Genomic DNA, 13,967 nt, shown 5'->3' with positions numbered 1-13,967 from the left:
TATTTTACCTGTAAACACTACAAATGAAAAAGGCAATACTATTAGGTGCGGTATTATTTACTTTTTGGGGAATTGACTGTATTGCTCAAGACAAAGTAATGGATACGCATACCACTGAAAGCAAAAGCAATATGAAAAGTTTTATTTCCATTTTTGAAATTCCGGCTACGGATATTACTAGGGCGGTAAATTTTTACCAAGCTATTTTGGACATAGAAATTGAAAAAATTGAATTTCCGGAAATGCAAATGGGTATATTCCCCTATGAAAATCAAATGGTCACTGGAGTTATCATGAAAGCGCAAGGTTATACCCCTTCTGCAAACGGAATAACCATTTATTTGAATGGTGGTGATAACTTACAATCCATACTCGACAAAGTCGAAATCAACGGTGGCGAAATTATGGTGCCAAAATCCCTTCATGCAGACGAAAGCGGTTATTACGCTATATTCCTCGACTCTGAAGGCAATAAAATGGGTCTGCATTCACCAAACTAAATGAAAAACCAAGCACTAATTGCTGTAGAACTTGGTTTTTCTATTCTTAAAAAAGACTTCTACTCTACCGTATAACTTACCTTGTTGGTTTCCGTTACCCTAAAATAGCCATGGGCATAATTATCTGGGTTGGTCGTATTTATGCAATTGCCACGAACATCTACCGGTGTAGCTTCAAAAATACCTACGCCGCCCATTTGGTCTATAACAATATCCATATAGTTAAAATACGATCTAGAAATACCGTGCATACTGATATTTACTACATCACCAGGTAATAACGGTTGTATTTCCTCATCCTCATCATCATCGATCTCATACCACCAGTCCACTTCGTTCCCGTTTATAAACTCATCATCACCTGTTTCCAAAGTAGGTAAAAGGTCTTGTGGTCGTTCAAACTTAAAAAGGTAATTATCGCCTTCATCCTCAAAATCTGTAAATACAATATGCAGTTCTATTGCCTCATCATCAAACCCATCTTCCGTATCTTGGTAGATTTCGGTAATATTGGGAACAGGATTCATAGTATCTTCGGCAACATACCGTTCTCCATTATATACAATTTCCAAAGTATAGGTGGCAAACAATTGAGGCTGAAAGGTACTTGTGGTATAGGTGCCATCATTCTGATCGGTAAAACGAAAAACTTCTCCCGTAGCGTTATTGGTCACATTAACTACCGCACCCGTAACATTGGTATTTTGAGTGTCAAAAAAAGGTGTGGACGTACGTAGCGTAATCTCTTGATCATTACCCGTAGTTCCTTTTTCCCAATCTAAGGAAGCCTCTACCACCAAACGTAAGGTATCTGTTTGTACGTCAACATCTATAACATCTGTACAACCCGTAAGAATAATGGTGAACAGGGCTATTATTGATTTTATATAATTTTTCATCGAATTAAAATTTAAAGTTATAGGTAATGGATGGTACAATTCCGAAAATAGCGGTTCTGGTAGCCTCATTTGCCCCCGTTTCTATATTCTGCCCAAAGGATACAGAAGCAGCATTTTTACGGTTATAGGCGTTATAAATACCTAGTACCCACTCCCCTTTTAATTTGGCATTTGGCTTTCTGTTGGGCTTATAATTGACCGACAGATCTAAACGATGATACGCAGGTAGGCGATCGGAATTTCTATCGGAATAACTAGCAATGGAAACGCCCTCATACTCATATTGACCATTAGGATACGTAACTGGCCTACCCGTTTGAAAGACCAAATTGGTGCCAAAGCTCCATTTATCGTTTAATCGATATGACCCGGATATAGAGACATCATGCGTTCTATCATAAGGTGTGTTGTACCAATTACCGTCATTAATACCCAAACCACCGGCATTACCACCGGGAGTTCGCTGCTCTGACTTGGATAGCGTATAGGAGATCCACCCCGTAAATTTACCCTCGTTCTTACGGAATAAAAGCTCTAGTCCGTACGCCCTTGACTCCCCTTTCAATATTTCGGTTTCAATGGTATTCTGTCCAATAAGATCAGAACCATCTATATAATCGATTCTATTATCGGTATTCTTATAATAGATCTCAGCCTCCATGGAATACGCCTTGTTCTTAAAATTACGGAAGTAGCCCAAGGCATATTGATTGGATAATTGCGGATCTATGTACTGACCGCTTGGTGTCCAAACATCTAATGGCGTAGCCGAAGAAGTGTTGGATAATAAATGTATGTATTGTGCCACCCTAGAAAAGCCAGCCTTTAAAGAAGAATTATCATTTATGGTATATGCCAATGACGCCCTAGGCTCCAAATTGCCAAAGGTCTTAATAGCGTCTCCCTTTTCGTATACCGTTTCACCAATGGCTTCACCACGTTCATAAATACCAAGGTCCTCATTATAGACTACTGGTTGATTATTGACATACTCCGTCATGGGTTGACCACCAAGTCTAGAAAATGCACTGTAGCGCAAACCGTATTGTGCAATCAGCTTCTTCGTTAATTTATGTTCCGCATTTACATACACTCCAGTTTCCAACGCCCTTTTCTTATCCAATACCAAAGGATTGACAGATGACGTTTCGGTCGTTGGAATAATTTCCCCCGGATCAAACTCATAGTGTATACCGCTTGCTCCAAAATCTAGTTTAAATGCATCACTGAAGTAATACTTTAAGTCATATTTTAGATTGTAATTGGTAATGGACGACACCCAATCGAACTCCGCAGAGGTAATACCCAGCTCGTAGTCATACTTACTATAAATAGCTGATAGGTTAGAAAAAAGTTTATCGTTAAAAATGTGGTTCCAACGCAGGTTAGCTGTTGAATTCCCATAAGAGCTGCTAAAGTTTTCTCCCAGTTCAAAAGCATCGCGCCCAAAATAACCGGAAAGAAAAAGTCGGTTGTTGGTATTGATCTTATAATTCGTTTTTAAATTTAGATCGTAAAAACTTACGCTATTATCTTCCCCCGCAGCTTTTAATAACAGATCGGCATAAGAACGACGACCAGCAATTAAAAAAGAACCTTTTTCTTTAAACAAAGGCGCTTCCAGTGCCAAACGGCTAGATATGATACCTATGCCGCCCGTTGCAGCAAACCGTTTACTGTTACCGTCTTTCTGCCTAACATCTAACACTGAGGAAACACGCCCACCATACCTTGCCGGTATACCGCCCTTGTACAGTTTCACATCTTTAATGGCATCCGCATTGAAGACCGAGAAAAAACCGAACATGTGAGAAGTATTATAAATGATAGCTTCATCCAACAACACCAGGTTTTGGTCGCCCGCACCACCACGTACGTGAAAACCGCCGGTACCTTCACCGTTATTGGTTACCCCCGGTAGCATTTGTAGCGATTTTAAAATATCCACTTCACCCAGAACCACCGGCATTTGCTTAACCGTTTCAATGTTCATTTTGAGGACGCTCATTTCCGGTTTCTGTAATACGGCAATTTCAGATTCCTCTGCCGTTACCTCTACTTCATCTAACTTGGTAGAAACTTCAGAAATTTCAAAATTGAAGTTTTGGTTTCTGTTCAGGTTTACATCTTGCTTAACATCACCATATCCCATGTAGGTAATGAGCAAACGATAAGATCCTTCTGGTGCGGTCAACGAATAAAATCCGTATTCATTGGTAACCACCCCAATACTGGTACCCTCTAAAAAGACAGATGCCCCAAAAAGAGTTTCTCCGTTGTCAATGTCGGTAATTTTACCACTAATGGTATAATTTTCTTGGGCATGTAATTGAATGCCCGCAAATAGTAACATAAGCACTGCCATACGTTTTAGCTGCCTTATGCATACTTGTTGTTTTTGTTTTTTAATCATGCTATTTGTTTAATTGATTGATGAACATTACTAATTGACAACATAATTTGTAAAAGGTTGCACAGTAGATAAAGTTTTATCACAATGGTAACATTCGCCCCTTTGGATCGTACTAACTTACAAGTCTATTAGTTTCAAATAAATTGTAACAAAATGCAACTATCTAAAAAATTGGTTGTCTTTATCATAGAAACCAATTTTAGAGTACAAATAACCACCTAAATTCATTGGAAACCGAAATTCGTTTTACGCATCGATCCCTTGTTGAGCGCAGCAAGACTGGCGATAGAACCTCGCAGTATCAACTGTACGAGCTCTATGTTGATGCCATGTATAACGTTAGTATGCGGTTTTTGGGAATTAAGGAAGATGCCGAAGATATTGTGCAAGATAGTTTTGTAGATGCTTTCAAAAACCTGGATAGGTTTAAATATGAGTCTTCTTTTGGTGCTTGGTTAAAACGTATTGTCATTAATAAGAGTATTAACCATTTAAAGGTAAAGCGGCTACCGCTTACCTCTATGGATGAGCATGAATTCCACCTAACCGATGAAGTGGAAATTGAAAAAGTGGATGCCATGGATATTTTAAAAGTGAAATCAGGTATTGAAAAACTTCCATTAGGGTATAAGCAAATAATAAACCTATACCTATTGGAAGGATATGATCACAATGAGATTAGTGATGTCTTGGGCATAACCACATCTACCTCTAAATCACAGTATCACAGAGCAAAAAAGAAATTAGTAGAAATTATAAACGGATTGTAATGGATCAATTTGAAAAGCATATACGGGATAATAAAGCGGTCTTTGATGATCACAAGGCAGACCGTGCAAAAATGTGGGCAAATATTGCAGCGCAATTAAACGAAAATCCACCAAAGGTGGTACCACTCTGGAAATCGCCCATGGTACGTATTGCTGCCAGTATAGTAATTCTACTGGGAATTACCGGAATTGTTGGGCTTACCTTCTTTGGCAACCCCACTACACCAACCCATTATGTCACTAAGGAATTACAGGATATAGATATGCATTACAAAGGTTTGGTAACCTACCAAGTACAATTAGTGCAAAACAACAATCAATTAACGGCGGCAGATAAAGAAGAGTTTCTGTCATTTATGGTAGAGCTTGATGCCGAATATGAGCAACTAAAACTTGAAATGCAGAACAATCTAGATAATGAACAGGTTTTGGCAGCCATTGTTTCCAATTATAGAAAGCGCATAGAACTCATTGAAAATCTATTGCAGCAGCTAAACGAATCTAAAATTAAAGAAGACGATTATGGATATACTTTGTAAAAAGCTTAAGCTTTTCGCCTTGGCGATGCTGCTTGGTTTTACAGCCTTGGCACAAGAAAAGGTATCTAAGGATATCTCCAAAACCTACCCTTTCACCAATGCAGGAGAGCTTCATTTAGAAAATAAATACGGTAATATCAATATCTACGGATGGGTCAAGAATGAAGTCTCCATCACCGTCAATATTACGGTGACCGATAAGAAAAGGGAAAACGCCCAAGAGCTCTTGAATAGAATAAAACCTGTAATAAGACATAGCGATAAATTTATATCCGTTAACTATGAAATAGCGGATAAGAACTCCGGATTTTTCTCTAACCTTTTTGAAAAAGCCAATCCGTTCGATTTTGACCGAAGCAATGTGCAAATTGATTATAAGGTTTACGTGCCCCAAAAAGTTGAACTAGAGGTCATCAATAAATTTGGCGATGTTTTTATTGAAGATTGGGTAGGTATATTAATGGCAGATGTACAGCATGGAGATATGTGGATAAGCGATAATTTGAACAAAGCGGATGTAAGTATCAAATATGGAAAGCTTAGGGCAAAAAATATCGATTATGCCAATATAGATATTACCAATGGCGGTTTGGATTTGGACCATGCGAATACCATGAGACTAAATAGTAGCGGTAGCAACATAGAAATACACCAAGTAGAATCCCTTGAATTTTACTCTAATAAAGATGAAGTTGATATACGGGAGATAGGTACTCTTTACGGCAATCTTAAATTTAGTAAACTACGCTTACATCGCCTTAAAAAGGATATTGATTTGAACTTAAAAATTTCAGATTTATGGGTAAAGAATATTCTTTCTGCAACGTCTAAAATAAGCTTGGAGCAAGAATCATCTGAAATACACATCAATGTTATTAACTTTCCACATGTCTTCTCTGCAACTTTAGAAGAAGGTTTGGTCAGATTGCCAAAATCATTTCATGACGTAGATTCCAAAATGTTGGACAAGGGCAAAAAGTTACGTGAAATAAAGGCGAAATATGGTAAAAAAGGACAAGGACATATTTCTATTTCAGGTAAAAAAGGGGTTGTTCTAATAAAAGAAATTTAATACATGTACCGTTACTACATGAGACTGATGAAATGGTAAAACCGTACCATAACAAACCGTTAATTTGCATATTTGCCTTCTGAATAAGCTGATAAAATACTGCTGTTAGGGGTTTTACAGTTTTGTGGAAAGTCAGAAAAATAAATACATTTTGGCAATCCGTTATCAAATGTAATACGAACAGATCCCCTACTGTTTCCACCAAAACCGGAATAGCTGTAATTAGCGCTAAGTTCTCCAGGTCTGCCTTGACTATCCTTAGTGGAAGAATACACATTTGTAATACTACCGGCAGTGTATTTATTAAATGCCCAAGTCTTTGCTTGGTCATATACCAAGTCATCTATTAATTTGTTGAAATTTTGTGCACCAGTTGGTCCGCCAGTTTTTTTCATGGTAGTATACTTGCTGGCTTGTTGCATTCTAATGGATGCCTTATTTCTTGCAAATAATTCTAAATTTTCATCGAACCGTTTTAAGGCTTCACCATTACAAGCGTTCATCTGAAACAGTTTTACCATATCATTATTTAAACCTTTAGTTTTATGAATCATATCTACAGAATTCCCCATACTATTTGGGTTGGTAATCATATCCATCATGGTATTCAATCCTTTTGAACGTTGTATTTGATCCACTACGGCATAAGCATCATATAATTCTGGTTTGGCATACAAACCACTACCAACCCAAGTATACTCTACGCATACCCTACTAACAACATCTCCCCAGCCATTTTTTGTAACCTCCTCGGTCTTACAGACTTCATTCAAAATTTCAACTTTATCAGCTGGCAAATAACGATCGCAATTACCACCATAAGCTCTTAAATATTGATCGAAAATGGTTAAAAACATCATGTCATCTCTTTTGATCTCTAAATTCTCAAAATGACCACGATAAATATTGTCATAAAACTCAGCAAAATAGAGTCCGTCTGTTTTCAGCTCAGCTTCGTCAAGAGCTGCAGAATCAAAATTTTGGGAGTCGTTACTGGAAAGAGAAACAAATATAAGCCAGATAATACTAATAAGAAATAAACGGAAGATTTGAACAGATAATTTCATGGTTGTGAGTTATTTTAAAATGAAACAGTCTGAGGGAAAGGTAAATATATACAAAATGCGATTGACAATCAATAGATTGCAATCGCATTTATCAACATTTAAGAATTACTATTCTGAATACGCACCAGACGAATAGGTTAGTTCATAACTGTGCGTGTATACTTCAAAAACAATCCCAAAAGGGTCTTCAACATAACACATTTTATAGGGTTTGTCATTTGGGTAGTATGAACGTATAGGCATACGCTGTTTGCCTCCATGCGCCACAATTTTAGCGACCAAATCTTCTATATTTGGGTCTTGAATACAAAAATGAAATAATCCTGTATTAAACGGATTGAATTCAGGAGCTTCTTTAATCCCATGAGGAAAAGAGAACAATTCTACACCTATACCATCTGAGGTAGACATATGTGCAATTTCAAACTCTTCCCAGTCATCACCAAACACATCAATACACATTAAACCGATCGCTGTTTCTTTTTCTTTTTTAATTTTTGATGGTTTCATAATAACATACCAACCCATTACTTCTGAGTAAAATTCTACCGCTTTCTTTAAGTCCGGTACTGTAATGCCAATATGCGAAAATGATTTTGGGTATTCTTTATTCTTATCCATAGTTCTAATTTTACTACAAAATAAATCTATATTTGCCTTATGGACAATAACTTACTTAAAAGTGCTATAGTTACCAAAAAGAGTAAAATATTGATTTTCAAATAATTAAAATTTAAATGAATACTAAAAAATATTGCCCGTTAGACCATACGATGAATCTAATTGGTACCAAATGGAAACCTATTGTACTTTTTCATTTATTGGATGGCGCATTACGATCGGGAGTATTACAGAAAAAAGTGCCGGGAATATCCAATAAAATGTTTACACAAACCGTGCGCGAATTGGAAAAAGATGGCTTGGTAGAACGTATAGTGTATCCCGTTGTTCCTCCAAAAGTAGAATATGGTTTGACCGAACGAGGAAAATCCCTTAAAACTATTTTACTTAGTCTTGACTCATGGGGAGCCAATGACACCTCTAATAAGCTCGTTTAAAAGTAATTAGAGGTATGTTTACACAACAAAATGTAGAATTTTGGGTTTTATCTAAAAAATAATGGTTTTTGGTGCAACTATTTGTTGCTTAGGTTGTCTATTAGATAATCAATCAAAAATCGAACAGTAATGAAACCACTTCAATTTAGCCTTCTATTATTTTTATTCCTGTCCGCCATGTGTAGCTACGGACAAGAGGAAACTGATGAATACCTTGAATTTAACGATCGCAACAATGTAGTACATGGCGTCTATGTTGGTATTCATATGGGCTTAGGAGAAGTTGAAAATGAAAGGGCCTATTTGGGGGGATTAAAAATTGCCTATGTTGCCAATCAACAATTTGAAGTTGGATTTGCAGCCAATTTTCTATACTCCGAACAAGATATCTTTAACAATACACTCTCTAGATATGAAGATTTAATTGCTGTTTACGGCGGGTTACATTTAGAACCCATATTGTTCAGTAAAAAAAGAATTAATTTAAGTTTTCCGTTGTTGCTTGGAGCCGGTGCCGTAGGTTACGTGGATGCAAAATATAGACATGATGACAATTTTGAAGAGGAACTTACCGAAGATGATTTTGACGAAGTATTTGTTGCCGAACCGGGAATAAATGCTCTTTTTAATATCTCTAGATACTTACAACTAGAAGCAGGGGTGAAATATCGTTTTTCTAGTAAAATAGAATTACCACCCACCAGAATTTCTAGAATTAATGGCTTTTCAGCCGGTATAGGCATTAAAGTTGGCATATTTAATATGGGACGTAACCGTTATAAGAAAAACGTGCAATGATCAACAGAAGAAAATCAAAAAAGCGTTACGCTAAAAAAGGTATAGACACGCAACACGTATTCACTGAAAACAATCAGGTTTTCGTAAAGAACAAAGCTTCATACAAGGCAAATCCAAAAAGTGAATGGTCACCGATAACTTTTAAATGGGTGTCAATTGAAAAAGTTCAAGATTGTTTAGTACTTGAATAATTTAGAACCTAATTATATTTGAGGTCAAGCATATACCATGTCAATGACCACAAAAATAATTGAGATTTCTGCCGCAGACACACTACCTATAAGACATTTGGTTATGTGGCCAAATCAACCATTGGACTACGTAAAGCTTCCAAAAGACAATGAAGGTCTGCATTTCGGACTATTTATAGACCACAAACTTATATCGGTAATTTCTTTATTTATCGATGGCGATGAAGGTCAATTTCGAAAATTTGCTACGTTAGAAGACTACCAAGGTAAAGGCTATGGAAGCTTGTTATTAGAAGAAATAATGCACGTTGCCAACACAAAAAAATTGACAAAGATTTGGTGTAATGCCAGACAGAACAAAAGCACTTTTTACACCAAATTCCAAATGCACAAAACCAATAAAACCTATGTGAAAGGGGGAATAGATTTCGTAATCATGGAAAGAATTTTTGAATATGAGTAAAGAGTATGACCAAATAACAGCCTTGCATTACGCAGCTTATAGACCTTCCTTACATGAAGATATTCTAAAAACGTATCTTCCTACTACCCCTAAAAGTAATTATGGATTAGACATTGGTTGCGGTACTGGGCAATCTGCCATAGCGCTATCCAAATTTTGCAATACCGTAGTTGGTGTTGACCCAAGTAAGGAGATGATCAAAAAGTCCATTAAACACACTGGCGTTAGCTATGAGTTAATGGAAACCAAAACCCTGAACTTTGACAGTGATAGGTTTGATATCACTACGTTTGCAGGGTCATTATTTTATGCAAAATCTCAAGAACTACTAGATGAATGCATAAGGGTATCAAAAGTTAATTCCCTCATCATAGCTTATGATTTTGAAATTCTTTTGACAGATATATTGAAACTGCTTGGCGTAGGTACAGAAACAGATGTGACTTCTGGCTATGATCATGAAATCAACTTTTCTGGACTACATACCACGAACGTACATTTAAATAGCCAGTATAAACAGTCAATTCGCTTTGATATCACAGTAGCCGATTTAGCACATGTATTGTTGTCCTCTAAAAACGACTACATAACATTGGCAAATACTTTTGGAACAGAAAATTTATTTGAAAAGCTACAACAAGAATTAGAAACCAAGTTGAATACAACCCATACTACAATAAAAGCAAACACATTTTTAAGCGCATATACGGTAAAAAAAATATGAGTTGTAAAGATTATTTTTTACGTTTCATCAATTCAGCCTCAATATCTTTTAGTGTAAAACCTTTTGCTTGTAAGAGCATTAGATAATGAAACAATAGATCGGCACTTTCGTACAAGAAAAGCTCATCATTATTATCCATAGCCTCAATTACAGTTTCAACGGCCTCCTCTCCCACTTTCTGGGCTACCTTATTAATGCCTTTTGCAAATAAGGAAGCTACATAAGATTTTTCTCCATCGGCATTCGTGCGTCTTTGTTCAATTGTTGATTCCAATTCAGAGAAGAACCCGAAGTTTGAATCATTGCTTTCTTTCCAACAAGTATCGGTACCTGTGTGGCATGTAGGACCTATAGGATTTACCATTATCAATAAAGAATCTTGATCGCAATCATTTTTAATGGATACCAAATTTAGAAAATTGCCACTTTCCTCACCTTTGGTCCATAATCGGTTTTTAGATCTACTAAAGAAAGTAACCTTACCCGTTTCGGTGGTTTTACTTAGTGCTTCAGCATTCATGTAGCCCAACATTAATACGTTTTTAGTACGTGCATCTTGTATGATTGCAGGTATTAATCCGTCATTTGTTTTATTCCAATCCGGTGTTTTAAACTCCATATATATTGTATTCTAATTTTATTTTAATTCTTTTCTAAGTCTTTAGTTCTGACTAGGTCACTGAGCGTAGCCGAAGTGAAAAATGGTATCCTAAAGCCCTCTAAAGCTTCTATCTTTGCAGGTAAATTCAGGAGACATTCTGACTACCGAAAACTGTAACTACCTACTAACCAATTATCGACTACTTATTGAAACTAAACCCTCACTGGAATTCCGTTCCCCTGTAATTCAAGTTTCAATTCCTGAATCCCTATTTCCTTAAAATGAAAAACACTTGCCGCCAAAGCTGCATCTGCTTTTCCTTCTATAAAAGTATCTGAAAAATGCTGCATATTACCTGCACCACCAGAAGCGATAATGGGTATGTTCAATTCTGTGGACAATCTAGCCAAAGCTTCATTAGCAAAACCATCTTTAGTACCATCATTATCCATTGATGTAAATAGAATTTCACCAGCACCGCGCTCTTCAACTTCCTTGGCCCATTCAAACAACTTACGCTCTGTAGGTACTTTGCCACCCACTAAATGCACGATCCATTCTCCATCTATCTGTTTGGCATCAATAGCCACCACAATACACTGTGAACCAAATTTAGCCACCAATTCGTTAATCAATTCCGGATTCTTAACTGCCGATGAGTTTATAGACACTTTATCGGCACCATTTTGCAATAGAACATCTACATCTGCTACCGAGGAAATTCCGCCACCAACGGTAAATGGAATATTCACTTTTTCGGCAACTCTGTATACCAAATCAGCCAATGTTTTGCGTTTTTGTTCCGTTGCAGAAATGTCTAAAAAGACCAATTCATCTGCCCCTTCTTTACTGTAAATTTCAGCAAGTTCAACAGGGTCACCAGCATCACGTAAATCAACAAAATTCACGCCTTTAACCGTTCTACCGTCCTTTATATCCAAACAGGGAATTATTCTTTTTGCAAGCATTTTTTTTAAAGTATTAAGCACTAAGTAATTAGTACTAAATTTTTTATAATAAATATTTTATTCTAACATCAAGTTACTTTTTATAGCTATCCAAAACTTATAACTATGTACTACGCACTTTGTACTTGTTACTCTGTACTCTGTACTTTGTACTTGATACTTCATTCTTTGTACTCTGTACTTTTATCTCGTTACTTATTTTTTATATTCAAATCTACACCGTCATAAAAGCCAAGGTCCTTATTCTTCAGCTGTTTTACCCAAAAGGCTATTTGCCCAGTATGATATGAGTAGTGCTCTACCACATGGAGAATAATACCTATTCCAGAAAAAGAAAATCCCTGTACCGAACGTTTTTGAACCAATTGAGCTGTTGAAGCATCAAAAATGATTCTTTTTGCCGAGTCTAGCACATCATCCAACTTTTTTAGCAGCTCTTCTTTAGTGTAACCATTGGTAGCAGCAAATTCTACATCACGATTTCTTGTGTCTTCATTTTCTCCTAAAGACGATATGGCGTATTGTGATATATTACCACACAAATGAAGAATTAAATTTGCAATGCTATTTAAAGAAGCGTTCGGTTTTTGCCATAGTTCTTCTTCAGAAACATCAGTAAGGCTTTTCTTGATCATACGTGTACTTTCATCCATACGATACAAAGCATTTTGCTTTAGCTCTTCAATGATTTGAAATTCCTTATCCATTGCTTAAAATATAAGATTCCAACTGTTTTAAACTAATACGGTTCTCGTAAATAGCCTTACCTATAATTGTCCCTTCACAACCCATTTCGGCTAGTTTAGGCAACTCATCAAAAGTAGATATTCCGCCGCTTGCAATCAGTTTAATTCTAGATTCCGTTGAACTAATAATTTTTGAGTATAAATTAAAAGACGGACCTTCTAACATACCATCTTTACTAATATCCGTACAAATTACGTATTGAATTCCCTTTTCTTGGTACGATTGTATAAAAGGAATCAACTCTTCTTTAGATTCTTCTAACCAGCCCGAAACAGCTACTTTTTCATCCATGGCATCGGCTCCCAATATTATTTTATCGGAACCATGCTTTTCTATCCAACCCATAAATGTTTCAGCATCCTTAACTGCAATACTACCACCCGTAATTTGCTTGGCACCACTTTCAAAAGCGATACGTAAATCTTCATCCGTTTTTAATCCGCCACCAAAATCAATCTTTAGTCCGGTTTTGGTTGCAATTTGCTCTAGTACTTTATGGTTCACAATATGCTTAGATTTTGCACCATCTAAATCCACTAAATGCAAGTGTTTTATTCCGTGTGCTTCAAACTCTTTGGCAACTTCTAACGGGTTTTCATTGTATATCTTCTTGGTATCATAATCCCCTTTGGAAAGGCGTACACACTTACCGTCTATGATATCTATGGCTGGTATTATTCTCATTTTAATAGTTGTATTAAGTCTTTAGTATTAAGTAAAAAGTACAAAGTATTAAGTCCTTAGGAATAAGTTATTACTAAATTTCATACATCTTACTTATGTTAACTATCATTATTTTAAGCTTTTTTGTAAAGCATAATTCATGTTCTTAATTTCTTGGCATAACACCAAGGCATTATTTATATCTGTTTCTAGTAAAAATTTCAAGTTTACAGTTACTATTAATTGTGTTTCAAGTTCTGTGGTTGAGCCATTTGCAATACTAAGAAAATGGGCGAATTCTTTATTCGAATTTCTACCTGCTCCCTCTGCAATGTTTGATGGTATAGAAACACTACATCTTTTAATTTGAGAAGTCAATCCAAATTTTTCATCATCCGGTAATTTTTTTGATAAGAAATAAATTTCCTCAACAAGCAGCATCCCTTTTTTCCAAATATGGAGTTCTCTATAATTATTCATCCACGTAATACTAT

18 protein-coding genes are annotated in these 13,967 nt (G+C 36.2%); 9 read left to right on the top strand and 9 right to left on the bottom strand.

Annotated features, from left to right (window positions below; all coding sequences use genetic code 11):
* Positions 1-23: 23 nt before the first annotated feature.
* Positions 24-500, top strand: a complete 477-nt coding sequence (locus YQ22_RS17000) for a VOC family protein (RefSeq protein WP_071342146.1) — start codon at positions 24-26, stop codon at positions 498-500.
* Between the two features lie 59 nt (positions 501-559).
* Here YQ22_RS17000 and YQ22_RS16995 read toward each other — a convergent pair whose 3' ends face one another.
* Positions 560-1,399 (bottom strand): DUF4249 family protein, encoded by an 840-nt coding sequence (locus YQ22_RS16995; RefSeq protein ID WP_071342145.1) that lies wholly within the window; start codon positions 1,397-1,399, stop codon positions 560-562.
* Positions 1,400-1,403: 4 nt separating this feature from the next.
* Positions 1,404-3,812 carry a TonB-dependent receptor gene (locus tag YQ22_RS16990; RefSeq protein ID WP_083414287.1) on the bottom strand — a complete coding sequence of 803 codons (2,409 nt, stop codon included), beginning with the start codon at positions 3,810-3,812 and terminating at the stop codon, positions 1,404-1,406.
* A gap of 227 nt (positions 3,813-4,039) precedes the next feature.
* On the opposite strand from YQ22_RS16990, the gene YQ22_RS16985 reads away from it, so the two are divergent.
* Genes YQ22_RS16985 through YQ22_RS16975 form a run of 3 tightly spaced genes read left to right on the top strand, consistent with a single transcriptional unit; the run spans position 4,040 to position 6,193 of the window.
* Complete coding sequence (locus tag YQ22_RS16985) at positions 4,040-4,582, top strand: RNA polymerase sigma factor (protein WP_071342144.1); 543 nt, start codon at positions 4,040-4,042, stop codon at positions 4,580-4,582.
* On the top strand, positions 4,582-5,121 hold the full coding sequence (locus YQ22_RS16980) for a hypothetical protein (RefSeq protein WP_071342143.1): 540 nt from the start codon (positions 4,582-4,584) through the stop codon (positions 5,119-5,121). Before YQ22_RS16985 ends, YQ22_RS16980 begins: the two co-directional genes overlap by 1 nt.
* On the top strand, positions 5,105-6,193 hold the full coding sequence (locus YQ22_RS16975; RefSeq protein ID WP_156894590.1) for a DUF4097 family beta strand repeat protein: 1,089 nt from the start codon (positions 5,105-5,107) through the stop codon (positions 6,191-6,193). The genes YQ22_RS16980 and YQ22_RS16975 overlap by 17 nt, the downstream gene beginning before the upstream one ends.
* A gap of 59 nt (positions 6,194-6,252) precedes the next feature.
* On the opposite strand, the gene YQ22_RS16970 is transcribed toward YQ22_RS16975, so the two are convergent.
* Positions 6,253-7,260: a hypothetical protein gene (locus YQ22_RS16970; RefSeq protein ID WP_071342141.1), complete on the bottom strand. Its 1,008-nt coding sequence runs from the start codon at positions 7,258-7,260 to the stop codon at positions 6,253-6,255.
* 108 nt (positions 7,261-7,368) lie between these two features.
* Positions 7,369-7,881 (bottom strand): VOC family protein, encoded by a 513-nt coding sequence (locus tag YQ22_RS16965; RefSeq protein WP_071342140.1) that lies wholly within the window; start codon positions 7,879-7,881, stop codon positions 7,369-7,371.
* Positions 7,882-7,997: 116 nt separating this feature from the next.
* Between YQ22_RS16965 and YQ22_RS16960 the strand changes: the two genes are divergently transcribed.
* The 5 genes from YQ22_RS16960 to YQ22_RS16940 all read left to right on the top strand — a co-directional run bounded on the left by YQ22_RS16960 (position 7,998) and on the right by YQ22_RS16940 (position 10,494).
* Complete coding sequence (locus YQ22_RS16960) at positions 7,998-8,318, top strand: winged helix-turn-helix transcriptional regulator (protein ID WP_071342139.1); 321 nt, start codon at positions 7,998-8,000, stop codon at positions 8,316-8,318.
* A 129-nt stretch (positions 8,319-8,447) separates the two neighbouring features.
* Positions 8,448-9,116: a hypothetical protein gene (locus YQ22_RS16955; protein WP_143751755.1), complete on the top strand. Its 669-nt coding sequence runs from the start codon at positions 8,448-8,450 to the stop codon at positions 9,114-9,116.
* On the top strand, positions 9,113-9,307 hold the full coding sequence (locus YQ22_RS16950; protein WP_058102640.1) for a hypothetical protein: 195 nt from the start codon (positions 9,113-9,115) through the stop codon (positions 9,305-9,307). The genes YQ22_RS16955 and YQ22_RS16950 overlap by 4 nt, the downstream gene beginning before the upstream one ends.
* Positions 9,308-9,350: 43 nt before the next feature.
* Positions 9,351-9,770, top strand: a complete 420-nt coding sequence (locus YQ22_RS16945; RefSeq protein ID WP_071342138.1) for a GNAT family N-acetyltransferase — start codon at positions 9,351-9,353, stop codon at positions 9,768-9,770.
* Positions 9,763-10,494, top strand: coding sequence for a class I SAM-dependent methyltransferase (locus tag YQ22_RS16940; protein WP_071342137.1), 732 nt, complete (start codon positions 9,763-9,765; stop codon positions 10,492-10,494). Before YQ22_RS16945 ends, YQ22_RS16940 begins: the two co-directional genes overlap by 8 nt.
* Before the next feature lie 10 nt (positions 10,495-10,504).
* On the opposite strand, the gene hisIE is transcribed toward YQ22_RS16940, so the two are convergent.
* The 5 genes from hisIE to YQ22_RS16915 form a co-directional block, all read right to left on the bottom strand.
* Complete coding sequence (gene hisIE, locus YQ22_RS16935; protein ID WP_071342136.1) at positions 10,505-11,113, bottom strand: bifunctional phosphoribosyl-AMP cyclohydrolase/phosphoribosyl-ATP diphosphatase HisIE; 609 nt, start codon at positions 11,111-11,113, stop codon at positions 10,505-10,507.
* Between the two features lie 194 nt (positions 11,114-11,307).
* The gene (hisF, locus tag YQ22_RS16930; protein WP_071342135.1) at positions 11,308-12,063 is read right to left on the bottom strand and encodes an imidazole glycerol phosphate synthase subunit HisF; all 756 of its coding nucleotides are present in this window, start codon (positions 12,061-12,063) and stop codon (positions 11,308-11,310) included.
* 191 nt (positions 12,064-12,254) lie between these two features.
* Positions 12,255-12,770: a DinB family protein gene (locus YQ22_RS16925; RefSeq protein ID WP_071342134.1), complete on the bottom strand. Its 516-nt coding sequence runs from the start codon at positions 12,768-12,770 to the stop codon at positions 12,255-12,257.
* The gene (hisA, locus tag YQ22_RS16920; RefSeq protein WP_071342133.1) at positions 12,763-13,494 is read right to left on the bottom strand and encodes a 1-(5-phosphoribosyl)-5-[(5-phosphoribosylamino)methylideneamino]imidazole-4-carboxamide isomerase; all 732 of its coding nucleotides are present in this window, start codon (positions 13,492-13,494) and stop codon (positions 12,763-12,765) included. The genes YQ22_RS16925 and hisA overlap by 8 nt, the downstream gene beginning before the upstream one ends.
* Positions 13,495-13,602: 108 nt before the next feature.
* Positions 13,603-13,953, bottom strand: coding sequence for a four helix bundle protein (locus tag YQ22_RS16915; protein ID WP_071342132.1), 351 nt, complete (start codon positions 13,951-13,953; stop codon positions 13,603-13,605).
* Positions 13,954-13,967 lie beyond the last annotated feature (14 nt).

The organism is Maribacter sp. 1_2014MBL_MicDiv, from assembly GCF_001865655.1.
Lineage (GTDB): Bacteria > Bacteroidota > Bacteroidia > Flavobacteriales > Flavobacteriaceae > Maribacter > Maribacter dokdonensis.
This window is presented reverse-complemented; position numbering and strand designations above follow the sequence as displayed.